General features: G+C 70.1%; 14 protein-coding genes. 6 read left to right on the top strand and 8 right to left on the bottom strand.

Translation table 11 applies throughout. From position 1 onward, the window contains the following. Positions 1-4: 4 nt before the first annotated feature. Positions 5-2623: a cation-translocating P-type ATPase gene (locus PSS76_RS09670; protein WP_242420343.1), complete on the bottom strand. Its 2619-nt coding sequence runs from the start codon at positions 2621-2623 to the stop codon at positions 5-7. Then, positions 2601-3647 (bottom strand): 1-phosphofructokinase family hexose kinase, encoded by a 1047-nt coding sequence (locus PSS76_RS09675; RefSeq protein WP_084979244.1) that lies wholly within the window; start codon positions 3645-3647, stop codon positions 2601-2603. Before PSS76_RS09675 ends, PSS76_RS09670 begins: the two co-directional genes overlap by 23 nt. A 140-nt stretch (positions 3648-3787) precedes the next feature. Here PSS76_RS09675 and PSS76_RS09680 point away from each other — a divergent pair, with 140 nt between their 5' ends. Genes PSS76_RS09680 through PSS76_RS09705 form a run of 6 tightly spaced genes read left to right on the top strand, consistent with a single transcriptional unit; the run spans position 3788 to position 8815 of the window. Then, positions 3788-4921, top strand: coding sequence for a 4Fe-4S dicluster domain-containing protein (locus tag PSS76_RS09680; protein WP_414056651.1), 1134 nt, complete (start codon positions 3788-3790; stop codon positions 4919-4921). Next, a complete protein-coding gene (locus PSS76_RS09685; RefSeq protein WP_005514360.1) occupies positions 4918-5364 on the top strand; it encodes a Crp/Fnr family transcriptional regulator in 447 nt (148 codons plus the stop codon). The genes PSS76_RS09680 and PSS76_RS09685 overlap by 4 nt, the downstream gene beginning before the upstream one ends. Next, positions 5361-6194, top strand: a complete 834-nt coding sequence (locus PSS76_RS09690; protein ID WP_081185633.1) for an FAD/NAD(P)-binding protein — start codon at positions 5361-5363, stop codon at positions 6192-6194. The genes PSS76_RS09685 and PSS76_RS09690 overlap by 4 nt, the downstream gene beginning before the upstream one ends. Next, positions 6194-6985: an NADH-quinone oxidoreductase subunit B family protein gene (locus PSS76_RS09695; RefSeq protein WP_013415447.1), complete on the top strand. Its 792-nt coding sequence runs from the start codon at positions 6194-6196 to the stop codon at positions 6983-6985. The genes PSS76_RS09690 and PSS76_RS09695 overlap by 1 nt, the downstream gene beginning before the upstream one ends. Further along, positions 6975-8294: a Ni/Fe hydrogenase subunit alpha gene (locus tag PSS76_RS09700; protein WP_221286071.1), complete on the top strand. Its 1320-nt coding sequence runs from the start codon at positions 6975-6977 to the stop codon at positions 8292-8294. The genes PSS76_RS09695 and PSS76_RS09700 overlap by 11 nt, the downstream gene beginning before the upstream one ends. Continuing rightward, positions 8291-8815, top strand: a complete 525-nt coding sequence (locus PSS76_RS09705; RefSeq protein ID WP_064079252.1) for a hydrogenase maturation protease — start codon at positions 8291-8293, stop codon at positions 8813-8815. Before PSS76_RS09700 ends, PSS76_RS09705 begins: the two co-directional genes overlap by 4 nt. Here the strand turns inward: PSS76_RS09705 and PSS76_RS09710 are convergent. The 6 genes from PSS76_RS09710 to PSS76_RS09735 all read right to left on the bottom strand — a co-directional run bounded on the left by PSS76_RS09710 (position 8757) and on the right by PSS76_RS09735 (position 16485). Further along, on the bottom strand, positions 8757-9200 hold the full coding sequence (locus PSS76_RS09710; RefSeq protein WP_064079251.1) for a hypothetical protein: 444 nt from the start codon (positions 9198-9200) through the stop codon (positions 8757-8759). The two genes, PSS76_RS09705 and PSS76_RS09710, sit on opposite strands and share 59 nt — an antisense overlap. Positions 9201-9269: 69 nt before the next feature. After that, the gene (locus PSS76_RS09715) at positions 9270-11795 is read right to left on the bottom strand and encodes an ABC transporter permease (RefSeq protein ID WP_337456157.1); all 2526 of its coding nucleotides are present in this window, start codon (positions 11793-11795) and stop codon (positions 9270-9272) included. Positions 11796-11799: 4 nt separating this feature from the next. After that, positions 11800-12567 carry an ABC transporter ATP-binding protein gene (locus tag PSS76_RS09720; protein ID WP_005514369.1) on the bottom strand — a complete coding sequence of 256 codons (768 nt, stop codon included), beginning with the start codon at positions 12565-12567 and terminating at the stop codon, positions 11800-11802. 116 nt (positions 12568-12683) lie between these two features. Next, a complete protein-coding gene (locus PSS76_RS09725; RefSeq protein ID WP_337456158.1) occupies positions 12684-15068 on the bottom strand; it encodes a sulfatase-like hydrolase/transferase in 2385 nt (794 codons plus the stop codon). A 71-nt stretch (positions 15069-15139) separates the two neighbouring features. Further along, positions 15140-15727, bottom strand: a complete 588-nt coding sequence (locus PSS76_RS09730; RefSeq protein ID WP_064079248.1) for a hypothetical protein — start codon at positions 15725-15727, stop codon at positions 15140-15142. Further along, the gene (locus PSS76_RS09735; RefSeq protein ID WP_005514372.1) at positions 15724-16485 is read right to left on the bottom strand and encodes an SDR family NAD(P)-dependent oxidoreductase; all 762 of its coding nucleotides are present in this window, start codon (positions 16483-16485) and stop codon (positions 15724-15726) included. The genes PSS76_RS09730 and PSS76_RS09735 overlap by 4 nt, the downstream gene beginning before the upstream one ends. Positions 16486-16594 lie beyond the last annotated feature (109 nt).

A 16594-nucleotide genomic window follows, 5' to 3' on the forward strand; every position in this document is an offset into this window, starting at 1 on the left:
AACCTCACCCGCGGGCACGGATCCGTTTGCTCCAGTAGTCGACCGCGAGCAACACGGGCATCCCCGCGACGGCGATCGTCCAGCCGGCCGTCGACGGGGGCGACTGACCCAGCACCGCCGCCACCGGACCGATCGTCAGCAGGCCGATCAGAATGACGAACTCCGCGACCACCGCCCACACCAGCATCCGGTTGCCGAACCAACCCAACTGCCACACCGGTCGAGTAGCGCTGCGACACGCGAAGGCGTTCGCGATCTGGCCGAGGACAACTGCCGTGAACGCCGCACCGGACGCGGTGACCAGGGCGCTTCCGCCGGGCGCCCCACCGCCCAGATGCCACCCGGAGATCGTGAGCACGGCGAGAAAGGCCGCCATCTCGGTGAGCGACTCGACCGGACCCAGCACCGCGAACACCCGGGTCAGCAGTGCACGATCCATGAGGTGGCGACGCTCCGGTCGACGTTCCATCACGCCCTTGCTGGGCGGTTCCCCACCGAGGGCGAGCGCAGGCAGTAGATCGGTGACGATGTCGAAGCAGAGCACCTGGAGGACGCCGATCGCGAGCGGGATTCGGCCTCCGGACAACGCCCAGACCACGAACGGGGTGAGTTCGGCGACGTTCGCCGTCAGGTGGTACGTGAGGAATCGCCGGATGTTCGCGTACGTGGCGCGCCCCTGTTCGACAGCTGCGACGATCGTGGAGAAGTCGTCGTCGAGCAGCACCAGATCCGCAGCCGCACGGGCCACGTCGGTGCCGCCCCTGCCCATCGCGACACCGATGTCCGCCTCGCGCAGTGCGGGACCGTCGTTGACGCCGTCACCGGTCATCGCGACGACGTGCCCGCGGGCCTGCAACGCGCGGGCGACCGCCAGCTTCTGTTCGGGTGAGACCCGGCTGACGACGGCTCCGTCGTGGTCCAGCAACCGGCCGAGAGCCTCGTCGTCGGCGGGAAGGTTGCGTCCCTCCACGACCACGGGATCGCCCCCGGAGCCCACCAACCCGATCTCCCGCGCCACCGAGACCGCCGTCGCAGGGTGGTCACCCGTGAGCATGACGACCTTGATGTGGGCGCGGCGCGTGGCCTCGAGCGCGTCGGCGACGGTCGGCCGCGGTGGGTCCTCGATCGCGAACAGACCGAGGAGCGTCAAGTCCCGCTCCGTCGTCGCGACCGATCCGGCGTCCCCGGCGCGCGTGGCCGCGGTCGCCGACAGGTCCCGTTGCGCCACCGCCAGCACCCGCAGCCCCCGCCCCGCCATCTCCTCCACGACGTGGCGTGCGGTGTCGAGCGTGGCGGAGTCCGGGTGCGCACAGAGCGGGAGAACGGAATCCGGCGCGCCCTTGAGCATCAGGACGTGGTTGCACACCACCGATTCGCGACGCCGCCGGGGATCGAACGCGTAGCGACGGTCCGCGGATAGGCGGACCGGGTCGGTCCGGCCCGTCGTGCGGCGGGCGAACGCGTCGATCGCGCCCTCCATCGGGTCGCCCACCACCGTCCAGGTACCGCCGTCACGAACGATCCCCCCTTGCGAAGCGGAGACGGCGACCTGCCCGACGTGCTGCGCGGCCTCGCGCGCGGCGGGTGGTCCGGAGACCTGACCGGTGGGCTCGTACCCCTCGCCCACGACGGCGACGGTCCCGGCGGGCGTCCACGCTTCGACCACCGTCATGCGGTTCTGGGTCAGGGTCCCGGTCTTGTCGGTGCAGATCACCGTGGTCGATCCCAGTGTCTCGACCGCTTCGAGGTGACGGACCAACGCGTGGCGACGCACCATCCGTTGGGCACCCATGGCCAACGACAGCGTCACCGTCGGCAGGAGCCCTTCGGGAACCAGCGCCACGGTGACGCCTACCGCGAACAGGAACCCGTTGTGCGCCGTGGACCCGACCGCCAGGGACAACGCGAAGAAGCCGCAACCGACGACGACGGCGAGAACGGCGATCGTCCGCACGACGCGATGGAGTTCCGCGGCGAGCGGGCTCCGAGGGCGACGAACACCTGCGGTCAGGGCCGCGATGCCGGCCAACCGGGTGTCGGAGGCTGTCGCGGTACACACCGCTTCCCCGTGTCCGGACACCACGTAGGTCCCGGCCGACACGCCCGCCCCGGCCGATCGATGCACCGGCTCGCTCTCGCCGGTCAGCGTCGATTCGTCCACCGCGAGATCGTCGGCCACGATCAGCGTGCCGTCCGCGGGGATCCGGTCTCCACCGGACAGCACCAGGACGTCGCCCACCACCACCTCGGAGGCGTCCACGCTGCGCGCTTCGCCGTCGCGACGGACGGTCACCGCCGACGGCAGGAGGTCCCGGAGCCGCTCCGACGCCTTCTCGGCCCGTTCCTCCTGCACGAACGCGAAGACGCCGTTGACGACGATCACCACGACGATCGCGACCGCCAGCTGCGGCATGCCGGCGAACAACGCCAGGACGGCCGCCACCCAGAGCATGAGCGCGAAGAAGTGGGTCAGTTCGGCCAGCAGTTTGCGCCACGCGGCCGCCGGACGGGCGATCGGCAGGACGTTGGGTCCGTCCGCGCGCAGACGGTCCGCCGCGGCGGTGGAGGTGAGCCCGGACGCCGCGGTGTCGCGAGCGAGTTCAGTAGCGGAGGCTCTCGCCATCGTCCGCTCCGGATTCCGCGGGGCCGGGTTCCACCGGGTCACGGTCCACGGGTTCGCAGTCCACGGGTTCGCAGTCCACGGGTTCGCGGTCCACGGACACACCCGCGCCGCCGTCGTAGAACGCCTCGATGTCCTCACGGCGGCAGGCACGGGTGCCCGGGGTGGTGAGCATCGCGGCCCCCGCGGCGATCCCGAGGCGCACCGCGTCGTGCAGGGACCGGTTGCGGACGAGGCCGACGGCGATTCCCGCGAGCATCGCGTCCCCGGCGCCGACTCCGCTGCGCACCGCGACGGGGATCGCCGGAAATCGGGTGGCGGTGCTCTGCGTGACCATCAGGGCGCCCCGCGCGCCCAACGACACGATCACCACCTCGCACCGTCCCGCGGTGACCAGTCCGCGGGCCGCGGCGATCTGCTCGGATTCCTGCCCCAGGCTCCGCCCGGACAGCTCCCGCAGCTCACGAATGCTCGGTTTGAGGAGGTATACGCCGGAAGTGCTGTGCCGCAACGACTCTCCAGAAGTGTCGAGCAGGCATCGCGCACCGACGTCGCGCGCCGTCGCAGCCACCCGATCGTAGAAGTCCGGAGAGGTACCCGGGGGCAGCGATCCACTTGCGACGACGTACCTGGCGTCTCGGGCCACTTCCGCGAACGAGGACAGGCACTGCTCCTGCTCGACACGGCTCAGGTGCGGGCCCGGCAGGACGAACCGATACTGCTCACCGGAGGAACGTTCGTCGACGGTGAAGCTCTCGCGCGTGGCGCCGGCGATCGGAACCCGGCGGTTCCACACGCCCTCCCGGTCCAGCAGCGCGCCCAGGACCGCGCCGGTGGCCGATCCGACCGGGAACACCGCGACGACCGTTTCGCCCAGGACCCGCACGATGCGGGCGACGTTGATGCCCCCGCCGCCGGGGTCGTAGCACGGTTCGCCGCAGCGGACCTTGTCGGTGGTCCGCACCCGTTCGGCAGTCGTGGAGATGTCCACTGCCGGATTCATGGTGAGTGTGACGATCGCCGGCATCGCAAGGCGCCTCCTCGGACCCGGACGGTCGGCGCCCGCATCCTCCCATCCGATCGTGAGTGGCCCGCGGAACCGCGAACAGGGCCGAAGGGCCCTTCACACGCAGGGACGGACCTGAACCAATGGACGGGAGGAGTGTCATGAACCCGATGGAGACGGTGGTCGTCGACAGACACGGTCTCGACGACCTGATCCGGGTACTGCGCGACGACGGACGCTGCGTGGTGGGTCCGACGGTGCGGGAGAGCGCCGTCGTCCTGGGCGACCTCGAATCCGGTGCGGATCTTCCCGACGGGTGGGGTGTGCGGACCGCGCCGGGCGAGTACCGACTCGAGCGCCGCGGCGACGGTGCCGTGTTCTCGCACTCGGCCGGGCCGATGTCGTGGAAGACATTCGTCCACCCGGCGAAGCAGGTGCTGTGGTCCGAGCGCGGTGGAACGTTCTCCGCCCCGGAACCCGCGGACCGACGATTCGCGTTCGTCGGGGTGCGCGGCTGCGATCTCGCAGCGATCCGCACCCTCGGCACGGTGCTGGGCGCCGATCCGGGCAGCGTCACCGCGCGCGTCCTGGCGGATCTGGTGATCGTGGCCGTCAATTGCATCGAGCCGGGCGGGGTGTGTTTCTGCGCGTCGATGGGCACGGGACCCGACGTGGGCGGCGGCTACGACCTCGCGCTCACCGAACGCATCGACGAGGCCGGGCACCGGTTCGTCGTCGACGTCGGCACCGAAGCCGGGGCCGACCTGCTCGCGCGCATCCCGCACGCCACCGCCGACGCGGCCGACACCGCCGGCGCCCGCGCGGCCGTCGACGAGGCCCGGGGACGGATGGGGCGCGCCATGCCCGACGTGGATCTGCGGGCTCTGCTGCGCGCGGCCCGCGACGAGCCGGTGTGGGACGACGTCGCCGACCGGTGCCTGACCTGCGGAAACTGCACGATGGTGTGTCCCACCTGCTTCTGCACCACCGCAGAGGACGTGAGCGAACTGGGCGGCGAGGGCACCGAGCGGCGGCAACGGTGGGCCTCGTGCTTCGAACTGGACTACTCCCACCTGCACGGCGGAAACGTGCGCACCAGCGGCGCGGCACGCTACCGCCAGTGGATGACCCACAAGCTCGGCACCTGGTTCGACCAGTTCGGTTCGTCGGGCTGCGTGGGCTGCGGGCGCTGCATCGACTGGTGTCCGGTCGGGATCGACATCACCGCCGAGGCCGCGCGGCTCACCGGCGCGCTGCCGGCTTTCGACCCGGAGGACCAGGGGCCCGGGCCGTGACGGGACCGCTGTTGCTGCCGGGCCTGTCCGATGCGGCGCGGGCCCGGCTCGCGGAGTTGTCCACTCCCGCGTTCTGGGTGCCGGACGAGATCGTCTTCCACGAGGGAGAGCCCGCCCGGCGCTGCTGGGTGCTCCGAAGCGGGCGGGTACTGCTGAGCACGGCGGTGCCAGGCCGAGGTGACGTGGTGATCGAGACGCTCGGCGGCGGCGACGTGCTGGGCTGGTCCTGGTTGCAGCCCCCGCGGGTGTGGAGTTTCGGAGCGCGCGCGGCACAGTCGACCGAGGCGCTGCAACTCGACGTCGCGGACCTGCAGGAGGCGGCCGAACGCGACCCCGCTTTCGGCTACGCGGTCGTACGGGCGATGTCCGGTCTGCTGCTCGATCGGCTGCAGGCGACACGCGCCCGGTTGCTCGACCTCTACGCGAACCCGGGCGCGTCGTGACGGGCCCGTCGTCGACGTCGGTTCCCACCGCGCACCGGGTGGTGCGCCGGACCGTCGAGACGCACGACTCGGTCACGCTCGAACTGGAACCGACGGCCTCCGCGCTGCCCCGCTTCCGGCCGGGACAGTTCATGATGCTGTGCGCGCCCGGGATCGGCGAGATTCCGATCTCGGTGTGCGGGGACCCGAACCGGGCCGACGGCATCCTGGTGCACACGGTCCGGCGCGTGGGGCCGGTGAGCGCGGCGCTGCACGACGCGCCCCTCGGCACCGTCGTCGGTGCGCGCGGGCCGTTCGGAACCACCTGGGAGCTGGGCGATTCCGCGGGGGGTGATCTGGTGATCGTGGCGGGCGGTGTCGGTCTCGCGGCGGTGCGAGCACCGGTACTCGCGGCCGTCGCGCACCGACAGCGACACCGCAACGTCACGCTGGTGGTGGGGGCCCGCAGCCCGGGCGAGATCCTCTACCGTCGTGAGCTCGACGGGTGGCGGTCCGCCGGAATCGACGTCGTGGTGACGATCGATCAACCTGCCCGGGACTGGAACGGTCCGGTCGGGTTCGTCACCGAGGCTCTCGCACGCCTGACGCTCGAACCTGCGCGCACCCGGGCCCTGGTGTGTGGACCCGAGGCGATGATGCGGTTCGCCGTTCGCGTCCTCGAGGGCCGGGGGGTGGACCGCCGACGCATCCAGGTGTCGCTCGAACGGAACATGCAGTGCGGGGCCGGCGTGTGCGGACACTGTCAGCTCGGGGAGCTGCTGCTGTGTCGCGACGGACCGGTGGTCGACTACGCCGTCGCCGGCCCGCTCCTCCACACGAAGGAGTTGTGATGAGTTCTGTGCCCGGCCCCCGGACACCGCGGCCGACCCTGGCCGTGTGGAAGTTCGCGTCGTGCGACGGATGCCAGCTGTCCCTGCTCGACTGCGAGGACGAACTGCTCACGGTGGCAGACGAACTCGACATCGCGCACTTCCTGGAGCTGTCGAGTGCGACGGTCGAGGGGCCCTACGATCTGTCCCTGGTCGAGGGATCGGTGACCACGGAGGAGGACGTCGAACGCATCCACCGGATCCGCGACGCCTCCGAACACCTGGTCACCATCGGCGCGTGCGCGACCGCCGGCGGGGTGCAGGCGTTGCGCAACTTCGGCAACGTCGCCGAATTCGCGGCGGCGGTGTACGCGAGCCCCGAGTACATCGACACCCTCGCGACGTCGACTCCGATCTCGGCACACGTGCGGGTGGACTTCGAGCTGCACGGCTGCCCCATCGACCGGCGGCAGCTCCTCGAGGTGATCGCAGCCTTCCTGGCCGGACGCCACCCCGACGTGCCGAACACCAGCGTGTGCAACGAATGCAAGAGGCGTGGATTGACGTGCGTCATGGTCGCCGACGGCACCCCGTGCCTCGGCCCGGTCACGCATGCCGGCTGCGGCGCACTGTGTCCGGCCCATTCCCGCGGCTGCTACGGCTGTTTCGGTCCCACCGAGAATCCGAACATCTCGTCGCTGGCCGGATGGTTGCGCCGCTGCGGCATGGACGACGCCGGCATCGGACGGGTCTTCTCGACGTTCAACGTCGCCGCCCCAGGATTCGCGGAGGGGCGACGACATGGCCGCTGACGCTCCGGGCCCTCCCCACGACGCTGAACGGCGGCGGTTGACCGTCCGGGCCCTGGCCCGGGTGGAGGGCGAGGGCCGCCTCGACGTCACCGTCCGGTCGGGCGCGGTCGAACACGCGCGACTCGACATCTACGAACCGCCCCGGTTCTTCGAGGCTTTTCTTCGTGGCCGCGACTTCCGGGAGCCACCCGACATCACGTCCCGGATCTGCGGAATCTGCCCGGTCGCGTATCAGGTGAGCGCGTGCAACGCTCTCGAGCAGGCGTGCGGCGCGATCGTGGATCCGCGGGTGCGGGCGCTGCGCCGGTTGCTGTACTGCGGCGAGTGGATCGCCTCCCACACACTGCACATCTATTTCCTGCACGCACCGGATTTCCTGGGGGTCGCGGACTCGATCGAACTCGCCCGCCGTGACCGCGCCGCCGTCGAACGAGGGCTCGCGCTGAAGAAGGCCGGCAACGCGATCCTCGAGACGATCGGGGGACGTCCGATCCATCCGGTCGACGTGCGCGTCGGCGGGTTCTATCGGGCACCCACCCGGGACGAGCTCGCCCCGCTCGCCCGGACGCTGCGGCGCGCCCTCGACCACGCGCTCGACACCGTCCGGTGGGTTGCCGGGTTCGACTTCCCCGACGTGCACCTCGATCCGGTTCTGGCGGCGCTGCACGATGATGCGGGTTACGCCATCGAGGACGGTGTGGTCCGCACCAGCGCCGGCGACCGGTTTCCCGCCGCCGAGTTCGGCGACCACGTGCGCGAGCGCCAGGTCCCGGAGTCGACGGCACTGCACGCCCGGCTCGACGGCGCCCCGTACCTGACCGGGCCGCTGGCCCGGTACTCCCTCAACAGCGGACAACTGACCGGCGCCGCACGGGACGCGGCGAGCGCAGCCGGACTCGGCCGGGAATGCCGGAACCCGTTCCGCAGCATCGTCGTTCGGTCGGTCGAGGTGACGTTTGCCATCGAGGAGGCGCTGCGGATCATCGATGGCTACGAACGTCCCGACCCGCCGTGCGCACCGGTCACGGCGCGCGCAGCCACCGGGCACGGCGTCAGCGAGGCACCTCGGGGACTGCTGTACCACCGGTACGAACTCGCCGCCGACGGGACGATCCGCTCGGCCGACATCGTTCCCCCGACGGCACAGAACCAGGACGTCATCGAGGCCGATCTCACCGCCCGGATCGGCGAGCATCTGGGGCTCTCCGATCAGGAACTGACCGCGCTGTGCGAACGGATCATCCGGAACCACGATCCCTGCATCTCGTGCGCCACGCACTTCCTCGATCTGCGGGTGTCGCGTCGGTGACCGGGCCGGGCAGTGTCGTCGTCGGACTCGGCAACGAGTACCGGCGGGACGACGGCTTCGGTCCCGCTGTGGCGCGGGCACTGCGCGCACGGATTCCGGTCACGATCCCCGTCACGACCGTCACGGACACCGCCGACCTGCTCGACGTCTGGGCCGGGGCGCGGTTGGCGATCGTCGTCGATCTCGTCGTGCCCGCACTGCTCCCCCCGGGCCGGGTGCGCCGGTGGACGCTCGACGACACCCCCGGCCCGCTGGACACTCACGGCGTCGACGTCGCGGCCGCGCTCGCCCTCGCGCGGGTGCTCGGTACCGCACCGAAACGGGTGATCGTGTACGCGACGTCGAGTGACGACGTGGGGTTCGGGGTTCATCTCTCCGGGGCTGTCCGGCGAGCCGTGGAGGTCACGGTCGGCGCCGTCTCAGCGGAAGTGACCGCAGCTGCCCGGACCGGCCCCGGCGCGGTCAGCGAGTCTCGAGCACCAGCAGGTACCCGCCGCCACCCGCGTCGATGCGGGTGGTGACATCGAGATCCGGGGCGAACCGGGACAGCCGGTCCACCAACCAATCGCCGGCAGCCTCGGCGTCCGACTCGCCGGGGCAGCGGGCCACCGCGACCCGACCACCCTTGCGGCCCAACTGTTCCACGACGCCGACGATCGGCGCGGGGTCGACGACGAAGAGGTGGTCGGGCCACGGCACGACGGGCTTGACCGCCCCCTTCCTGGTGTTGCACGCCCGGTGCGCGAGGCGCTCCTGGACCGCTTTGGCCTTGCTCTTCTTCGCGGTCGCGACGCCGTCGACGCTCGGGCCGCGCGGATCGTTGACGGACATGTCGGGGTCGACCGGTTCGTCGCACAGCCAGCATCGCCAGCCGTCGCGGTCACCGATCTCCTGCAGGTTGCTCACGCGAAAACGGTACCTTCGCCGCCGAGGCCGCGAAGGTACCGTCTGCTGTTCCTGCCGGAGCACGACCGCCTACATGTCGGAGATCGCCTCCAACGGCTTCGTCCGCGCGGCGCGGGACGCCGGCCACAGCGCGGCCAGCACACCCACGACACCCGAGCCGATCAGCATCGCCAGCACCTGCCCCCACGGCACCGAGATCTGGTCGAGCCCCTGGTCGGCGAGAGTGCGTACGAAGCCCCAGCCGAACACGACACCGAGCAGCACGCCCACCAGCGCACCGAACACCGCGATGAGCACCGATTCGAGGTAGATCGTGCGGCGCACCTGGGCCCGCTGCATTCCGACTGCGCGGAGCATGCCGATCTCCCGGCGGCGTTCGACCACCGACAGCGCGAGGGTGTTCACGATGCCCAGGATCGCGATGACGACGGCCAGTGCCAGCAGCCCGTAGAGCACCGAGAGCAGCATGTCGATCTGCTGGCCCTGCGCACCCTTGAACTGCTCCCGGTCCTGGACCTGCACGACGACGAACGGGTCCGTCGCGGTGGCGAGGTCGGTGGCCATCGCGGTCAGGTCCGCGCCCGGGGTCGCCTTGATCAGCACGGCCCATTCGGCCCGCATGTTCGTCGGCGTCATCGCCTGATAGACCTCGTCCGACACCATCCACGGACCCAGAAGCTGGTTGTCCTCGTAGATGCCGGTCACCGTGACGGTCGTCTGTTCGCCGTCACGATCGGTGAGGGTGACGGGCGTACCCAGCTTCCAGCCGTTGTCGGTGGCCTCGCTTTCGCTGACCATCATGTCGGTGCCACGGACGGAAGCGGAGCCCTCCTTCATCGTGTAGTCGAGCACGCCGTCCGGGGGCCCACTGAGTGCGGTGCCGAAGACGTCGTCGTCGTCGATCTTCGCGGCCACCCCGTGCAGCGAGACGGCCTCGGCCACACCGTTCACGCGGCCGGCGGCACCGGCCGCGCCCGCCGGCACCCCGATGCCTTGCGGCCCGGTGAGCACGAAGTCCGCCTCGACGCCCTTGTCGACGAGCGAGTTCACGCTCGACTTGGCCGACGCGCCGAACACGCCGATCACCGACACCAGCATCAGGCCGAGGGTGAGCGCGAACGCGGTCGCGGCGGTGCGCTTCGGGTTGCGGACCGCGTTGGTGCGCGCCAGACGCCCCACCGGGCCGAACGGCTTCGCGAAGATCGCGCCGAGCCCGCCGACGATCGGGCGGGACAGCGCCGGTGCCGCGAGCAGCACCGCGAGGACGAGTGCGAGGGCGCCCAGTCCGACGATCGCCGCGGCACCACCACCGGTGGACTGCGCGCCGACGACGAGGGCGAGCACACCCAGCACTGCCGCGATCGCGCCGATCAGCGTGCGGACCTTCAGCGTGTCGCCGGTGGACGCGAACTCCTCGCGCATCGCCGCGACCGGAGGCACCTTCGCCGCGCGGCGGGCCGGCGCGTAGGCGCTGACGACCGTGACGACGATGCCGAGCACGAGCGCGACGACGATCGTGCGCGGCGCGACCTGCAGCGACCCCTCGGGCAGGCCCAGGTCGAAGGCATTGAGCAGGCTGCGCAGGCCGTACGCGAGGCCGACGCCGGCCGCCAGGCCCAGTGCACTGCCGATGGCTCCGACGACGAGCGCCTCGAACACCACCGAGCGACCGACCTGCTTGCGGCTGGCACCGATCGCACGCAGCAGCGCCAACTCGCGCAGCCGCTGCGCCACGATCATCGAGAACGTGTTGTAGATGATGAACGTGCCCACCAGCAGCGCGATCGCACCGAACGCCAGCAGGAAGTAGTTGACGAAGCTGAGGGCCTCGCCGATCTCGTCCTTGGTCTCCTGCTTCACTTCGGCGCCGGTCTGCACCTTGGTGTCGGGCAGGGCCGCCGCGATCCGGTCGCGAAGCTCGTCCTGCGACGCCCCGGTGCCGGCGACGTCGATGTAGCCGACGTGGCTGCCGTCGGTGAACAGCTCGCGGGCCTGCGGATCGGTGAACAGCGCGCCGACGTATCCGCCGGTGTCGGTCTCCGGTGCGTAGATACCGGCGACGGTGACGTCGCTCCAGCCGCGCATCGTCAGCACCCGGGTGGCCGAGCCGACGTCGAGACCGGCGCGGGTAGCGGCGCTCTCGTTGAGCGCGATCTGACCGGCCCGCTCCGGCGGGGTGCCGGCAACGAACTTCGTCGGCTCGCCGAGCGTCTGCTCCGGGGGGAGGTACGACGCCCCGATGCTCGGGGCACCGCCGTTCTGCATCGGCTTTCCGGCCGAGTCGAGGACGACCACCTGTCCGCCCACCGACGGCGCGACGGCCCGCACGCCGTCGATGTTGCGGAGGACGTCGACGTCCGCGATCGGGACGCCGCTCGAACCTTGTTCGACGGCGCTGACCCGCACGTCGACGCCCTGCGCGGTGCCGTCGAAGATGCTGTCGAACGTCTTCTGCAGCGTGTCGGTGAACACGAACGAGCCGGCGACGAACGCGGTGCCGAGCACGACCGACAGCACGGTCAGGACGAGCCGCACCTTGTGGGCGGCGAGGTTGCGCAACGACACCTTGCGCATCGGTGAATTGGTCACGGCCATGGCGTCAGACCGTCTCGAGGTTCTTCATGCGGTCGAGCACCGACTCCGCGGTCGGCTCGCGCAACTCGTCGACGATCTGCCCGTCGGCCAGGAACACCACGCGGTCGGCGAAGCTCGCGGCCCGCGGATCGTGCGTGACGATCACGACGGTCTGGTGGAACTCGTCGACCGCCGCTCGCAGGATCGAGAGCACCTCCCCGGACGAACGCGAATCGAGATTGCCGGTCGGCTCGTCACCGAAGATGATCTCCGGCTGCCCGGCGAGCGCCCGCGCGCACGCGACTCGCTGCTGCTGACCGCCCGACAGTTCACCGGGGCGATGGTCGAGGCGGTCGCGCAGACCCAACCGATCGACCACGGTGTCGAGCCACTGCTGGTCGGCCTTCCGGCCGGCGATGTCCAGCGGCAGCGTGATGTTCTCCAGTGCCGTGAGCGTCGGCACCAGGTTGAACGCCTGGAACACGAACCCGATCCGGTCGCGGCGCAGCTGCGTCATCTGCTTGTCCGAGAGCGTGGTCAGATCCGTGGCACCGATCAGCACCGCACCCGACGACGCGGCGTCGAGACCGGCGAGGCAGTGCATGAGCGTCGACTTACCGGAGCCGGACGGCCCCATGATGGCGGTGAACTCCCCCCGCGCGAACTCCGCGGACACGCCCGCGAGCGCGTGGACCTGGGTGTCCCCCGACCCGTAGACCTTCGTCAGGTTGACCGCGCGGGCGGCCACTGTGGTTTCGGTGGGCATCTCGGTTTCGGTTGGCATGCCCACCATCCTCACCCGTGGACACGACAGAAACCATCGGGGTCTTCCCTGATCTTGGGCGGCTTCGCCGCCCGTGCGCCTTTCTGGTAGCCGGCCCCACCAGAAAGGCGCACAGGGCGCAACCCTCAGTCGTGCGAGAAGGCCCGCGCGATCTCACGCACGATGTCGAGATAGGGTTCGCCGGACACGTCGGCGACGACCTTCGCGATGGTTCCGCCGCGGAACCGGAACGGGGCGCGATACGCCGCGGACACCGACTGACCGGGGTCGCGTCCGATCCGGATGCCCTCGCCGACACCCGAGAACATCGCCGGCTGCATGCGAACCCCGGAGCGCGATCCCACCGCCCGGTCGTCGATGTGCAGGGTCACGTCTCCGAGCGGCGTGAACCCGTCGTCACCGACGCCGGTGCGCTCGAACCGCACCCCGAGGACGTGGGAGCCGGCGGCGACGTTCTCGGTCGACACGACGACCTGCTCCTCCTCACCGAGGAAGTTGTAGACGTACGTGAGTCGGCCGTCCTGCACGAAGAGCGTGTGCCCGCCCAGCCGGCCGCCGTGCGCGAACAGCACGCCCTCGACGTCGTCGGCCGACTCGACGGTCACCTCCGCCAGCAGCGAGAAGGACCTGCCCCGCATCTCGAGCGCGGCCCCCGGGCCCACCACCGCGGCGTCCGGGTAATACACGAACGACGCCCGCTCCCCCGTGAGATAGGGCCGGTAGCGCAGGAACGCCGACAGGATGTCCAGGTCGTTGAGCGGTAGACCGCCGTACTTGTCGGCCTCCGCGAACCACAGCGCCCGCATCTCGTCGAGTTTGTCGGGACGTGCGGCGGCGAGGTCGTGGACCTGGCTGCGGTCGCGCTCGATGTGGAACAACTCCCAGCGGTCGTCGTCGAAGTGCGACCAGTTCGACGGCGCGGCCGGGTGGACGGTGTTCGCGAACCAACCGTCGTGCCAGACCCCGCGGGTGCCGAGCATCGAGTAGAACTGGGTCGTCTTACCGGTGGCCGCGTCGGGATCGTCGAGGATCGGACGGAAACTCACTCCCTCGAGGGGACGCTGAGGGACGCCGCCGACCAGCAGCGGCGGGTCGATGCCGAGCAGTTCGTAGACGGTGGGGGTGATGTCGCAGACGTTCACGTAGCGGTCGCGGACCTCGCCTCGCGCGGCGATACCGGCCGGCCACGAGATCAGACACGGGTCCGCGATCCCGCCCTCGTGCGATGCGTACCGTTTGAACAGCTTGTACGGGGTGTTGAACGCCATCGCCCAGCCCAGGCAGTAGTGGTTGTACGTCTCGGGCCCGCCGAGTTCGTCGATCTTCGCGAGCCCGTCCTCCACCTCGTCGGGGTAGCCGTTGAAGAACTTGTACTCGTTGACCGAACCGTTGGGTCCGCCCTCGCCGCTGGCACCGTTGTCGGAGAGCAGCACCACGATCGTGTTGTCGAGCTGGCCCGATTCCTCCAGGTAGTCGAGAACCCTGCCGATCTGCGCGTCGGTGTAGCTCTGGAAGCCGGCGAACACCTCCGCCATCCGGCAGAACAGCCGCTTCTCGTCGTCGCTCGTCGAGTCCCACGGACGCACGGTGTCGAGCGGAGGCCACGGCAGCCCGTCGGCGCTCACCTCGTCGGCGTAGGGGTTCATCGGAGACAACTCGGTGTCGGCCGGGACCAGCCCGAGGTCCTTCTGGTTCTGCAGGACGATCTCGCGGTACTTCTCGTACCCCATGTCGAACCGTCCCGCGTAACGGTCGGCCCATTCCCGGGACACGTGGTGCGGCGCGTGGCCGCAGCCCGGACACAGGTACATGAACCACGGTTTGTCAGGTGCGATCACCTTGGAGTCGCGGATGAACTCGATCGACTTGTCCGCCAGATCCTTCGACAGGTGGTACCCGTCCTCCGGCGTGTACGGCGGCTCCACCGGATGGTTGTCGTAGATCAGGTTGGGGTACCACTGGTCGGCCTCGCCGCCGAGGAATCCGTAGAAGCGCTCGAAACCCCGCGAAAGCGGCCAATTACGCTTCGTCGCAGCAAGATTGGATTCCTCGAGCGGCGTGAGGTGCCATTTGCCGACCGCGTAGGTGTTCCAGCCGCGTTCACCGAGCACCTCGGACATCAGCGCGCAGTCGGCGGGGATCCGGCCGCTCGCGTTGGTGAATCCGTCGGTGAACTCCTCGACGGTCGCCATACCCACCGACGTCGGGTTCCGGCCGGTCAGCAGCGCAGCCCGGGTCGGCGAACACAGGGCAGTCGTGTGGAACTGGCTCAGCAGCACACCGCGATCCGCGATGCGCCTGAGGTTGGGCATCTCGACCAGACCGCCGTACAGGTCCCACGTCCCGATGCCGGTGTCGTCCCACACCAGGTACAGGACGTTGGGGGCGCCTTCGGGCGCACGGGGCTCGGCGAACGGCGCCCAGTCCGGCGTCGAGTCCCGGATGTCGACCGAGACCTTGCCGGTGAAGTCCTTGCCCGTGAAACCCGTGCCCGTGAAATCCGCAGCCATGACGGGGTCCTCCCGATGCGCGTGAGATTCCCATCATCACACGCACCGGGAGGCGCCGGGGGCGGTTCGAGTTACCGGCGCCGGGGCTCCATCATCACGTTGAAACCCCTGGTGAAGTCCAGATAGTCCACGACGTCCGTTCGCACGACGTCGGGGCTGCCGGGCCCGGCGTAGTAGTGCTGGCGGTAGTCGTCGACGGTGTCGAACCACAGTTCCGAGATCGCCTCGATCGCGCCGGCGCCGTCGCCGTGGGCTTCCACGACGAGGTTCTGCACGTACCTGCTGACCGCGGGATGATGCACCCGCGCGATGTCGGTGTGCGCGGCGTAGCGCCGCTCGAACTCGGCGCGCGGAACGTCGGCGCGGCGCGCGACGAAACACACCTGTTTGATCGCACCGGCCGCGGTTGCACCGGCGTCGCGGCGGTCCCAGCGGACCGACTCGGCGAGCGTCAAGACCGCATCCGGTTCGACACCGACGTCGACCGCGGCATCGCCCCACGACCACACGACGGTCCGCAGCGCCACGTCGTCCGACTGCGGTGCAACCGAATTGGCGCGGAAGATGCCGGGACGGTGGACGTCGACGGCCGAGCGGCCACCGACGTCGACGGCACCGAGTACGTCGGCGAACGCGAACGCCCGCTTGACCGAGGTCACGACCAGCGGGCCTGGCCGCCGTCGAGCGGGATGGTCGCACCCGTCAGGTAGGCCGAATCCGGGCCGACGAGGAACGCCACCGCGTTACCGATGTCGGTCTCGGGGTCACCGATGCGGCGCATCGGGATGCTCGCGACGAATGCCGCGGCCTCCTCCGGGCGCGCGTCGGCCCAACGCTGCAAGCCCGGCGACATGGCGTGCGGAGCAACGGCATTGACCCGGATGTTGTCGACACCCCATTCGCACGCCGCCGCGCGGGTGAGGGACCGCACCGCTTCCTTCACCGATGCGTACCCGCCGTACCCGCTCGCGTCCCAGCGGACCGCGACGGACGACACCATGTTCACGATCGCACCGCCGCCACGCTCCTTCATGGACGGGTAGCAGGCCTGCATCGTGCGCAGGGCCGCGATCGGACCCGACGTGTAGGCGCGTTCGAGAATGTCCGCCTTCAGTTCGTTGATCGGCCCCAGGGGGTTGAGGCTCGCGTTGTTGACCAGGATGTCGACGCCGCCGAACAGCGCGGTGGTCGTCTCGACCGAACGCGCGATGTCGTCGGCGTCCGAGACGTCCGCGACCACCGGCTCGGCGATCCCGCCGAACGCCGCGATCTGCTCGCACGTCTCGATCAGCTTGGACTCGGTCCGGCCCGACACCGCGATCCGCGCGCCCTCCTTCGCGAGCGCGAACGCGACGCCCTGACCGACTCCCTGACCGGCACCCGTGATGAGTGCGACCTTTCCGTCCAGCTTGCCCATGTGGTTTCAATCTCCCGCAGTATTCGATGTGCCGACCGACACACAACCAGGAACGGACGGCCGTCGGGTCGCGTTTCCCGTTGATCGGGACCGCTCCACCGCTACGCTC

This window comes from Prescottella sp. D32 (genome assembly GCF_037287305.1).
GTDB lineage: Bacteria > Actinomycetota > Actinomycetes > Mycobacteriales > Mycobacteriaceae > Prescottella > Prescottella equi.

What these genes read in the sequence shown, in the direction of transcription:
- PSS76_RS09675 (WP_084979244.1), bottom strand. Translation starts at nt 3,647, where the DNA reads ATGCCGGCGATCGTCACACTCACCATGAATCCGGCAGTGGACATCTCC.
- PSS76_RS09720 (WP_005514369.1), bottom strand. Translation starts at nt 12,567, where the DNA reads ATGGTGGGCATGCCAACCGAAACCGAGATGCCCACCGAAACCACAGTG.
- PSS76_RS09715 (WP_337456157.1), bottom strand. Translation starts at nt 11,795, where the DNA reads ATGGCCGTGACCAATTCACCGATGCGCAAGGTGTCGTTGCGCAACCTC.
- PSS76_RS09700 (WP_221286071.1), top strand. Translation starts at nt 6,975, where the DNA reads ATGGCCGCTGACGCTCCGGGCCCTCCCCACGACGCTGAACGGCGGCGG.
- PSS76_RS09670 (WP_242420343.1), bottom strand. Translation starts at nt 2,623, where the DNA reads ATGGCGAGAGCCTCCGCTACTGAACTCGCTCGCGACACCGCGGCGTCC.
- PSS76_RS09725 (WP_337456158.1), bottom strand. Translation starts at nt 15,068, where the DNA reads ATGGCTGCGGATTTCACGGGCACGGGTTTCACGGGCAAGGACTTCACC.
- PSS76_RS09735 (WP_005514372.1), bottom strand. Translation starts at nt 16,485, where the DNA reads ATGGGCAAGCTGGACGGAAAGGTCGCACTCATCACGGGTGCCGGTCAG.
- PSS76_RS09695 (WP_013415447.1), top strand. Translation starts at nt 6,194, where the DNA reads ATGAGTTCTGTGCCCGGCCCCCGGACACCGCGGCCGACCCTGGCCGTG.
- PSS76_RS09680 (WP_414056651.1), top strand. Translation starts at nt 3,788, where the DNA reads ATGAACCCGATGGAGACGGTGGTCGTCGACAGACACGGTCTCGACGAC.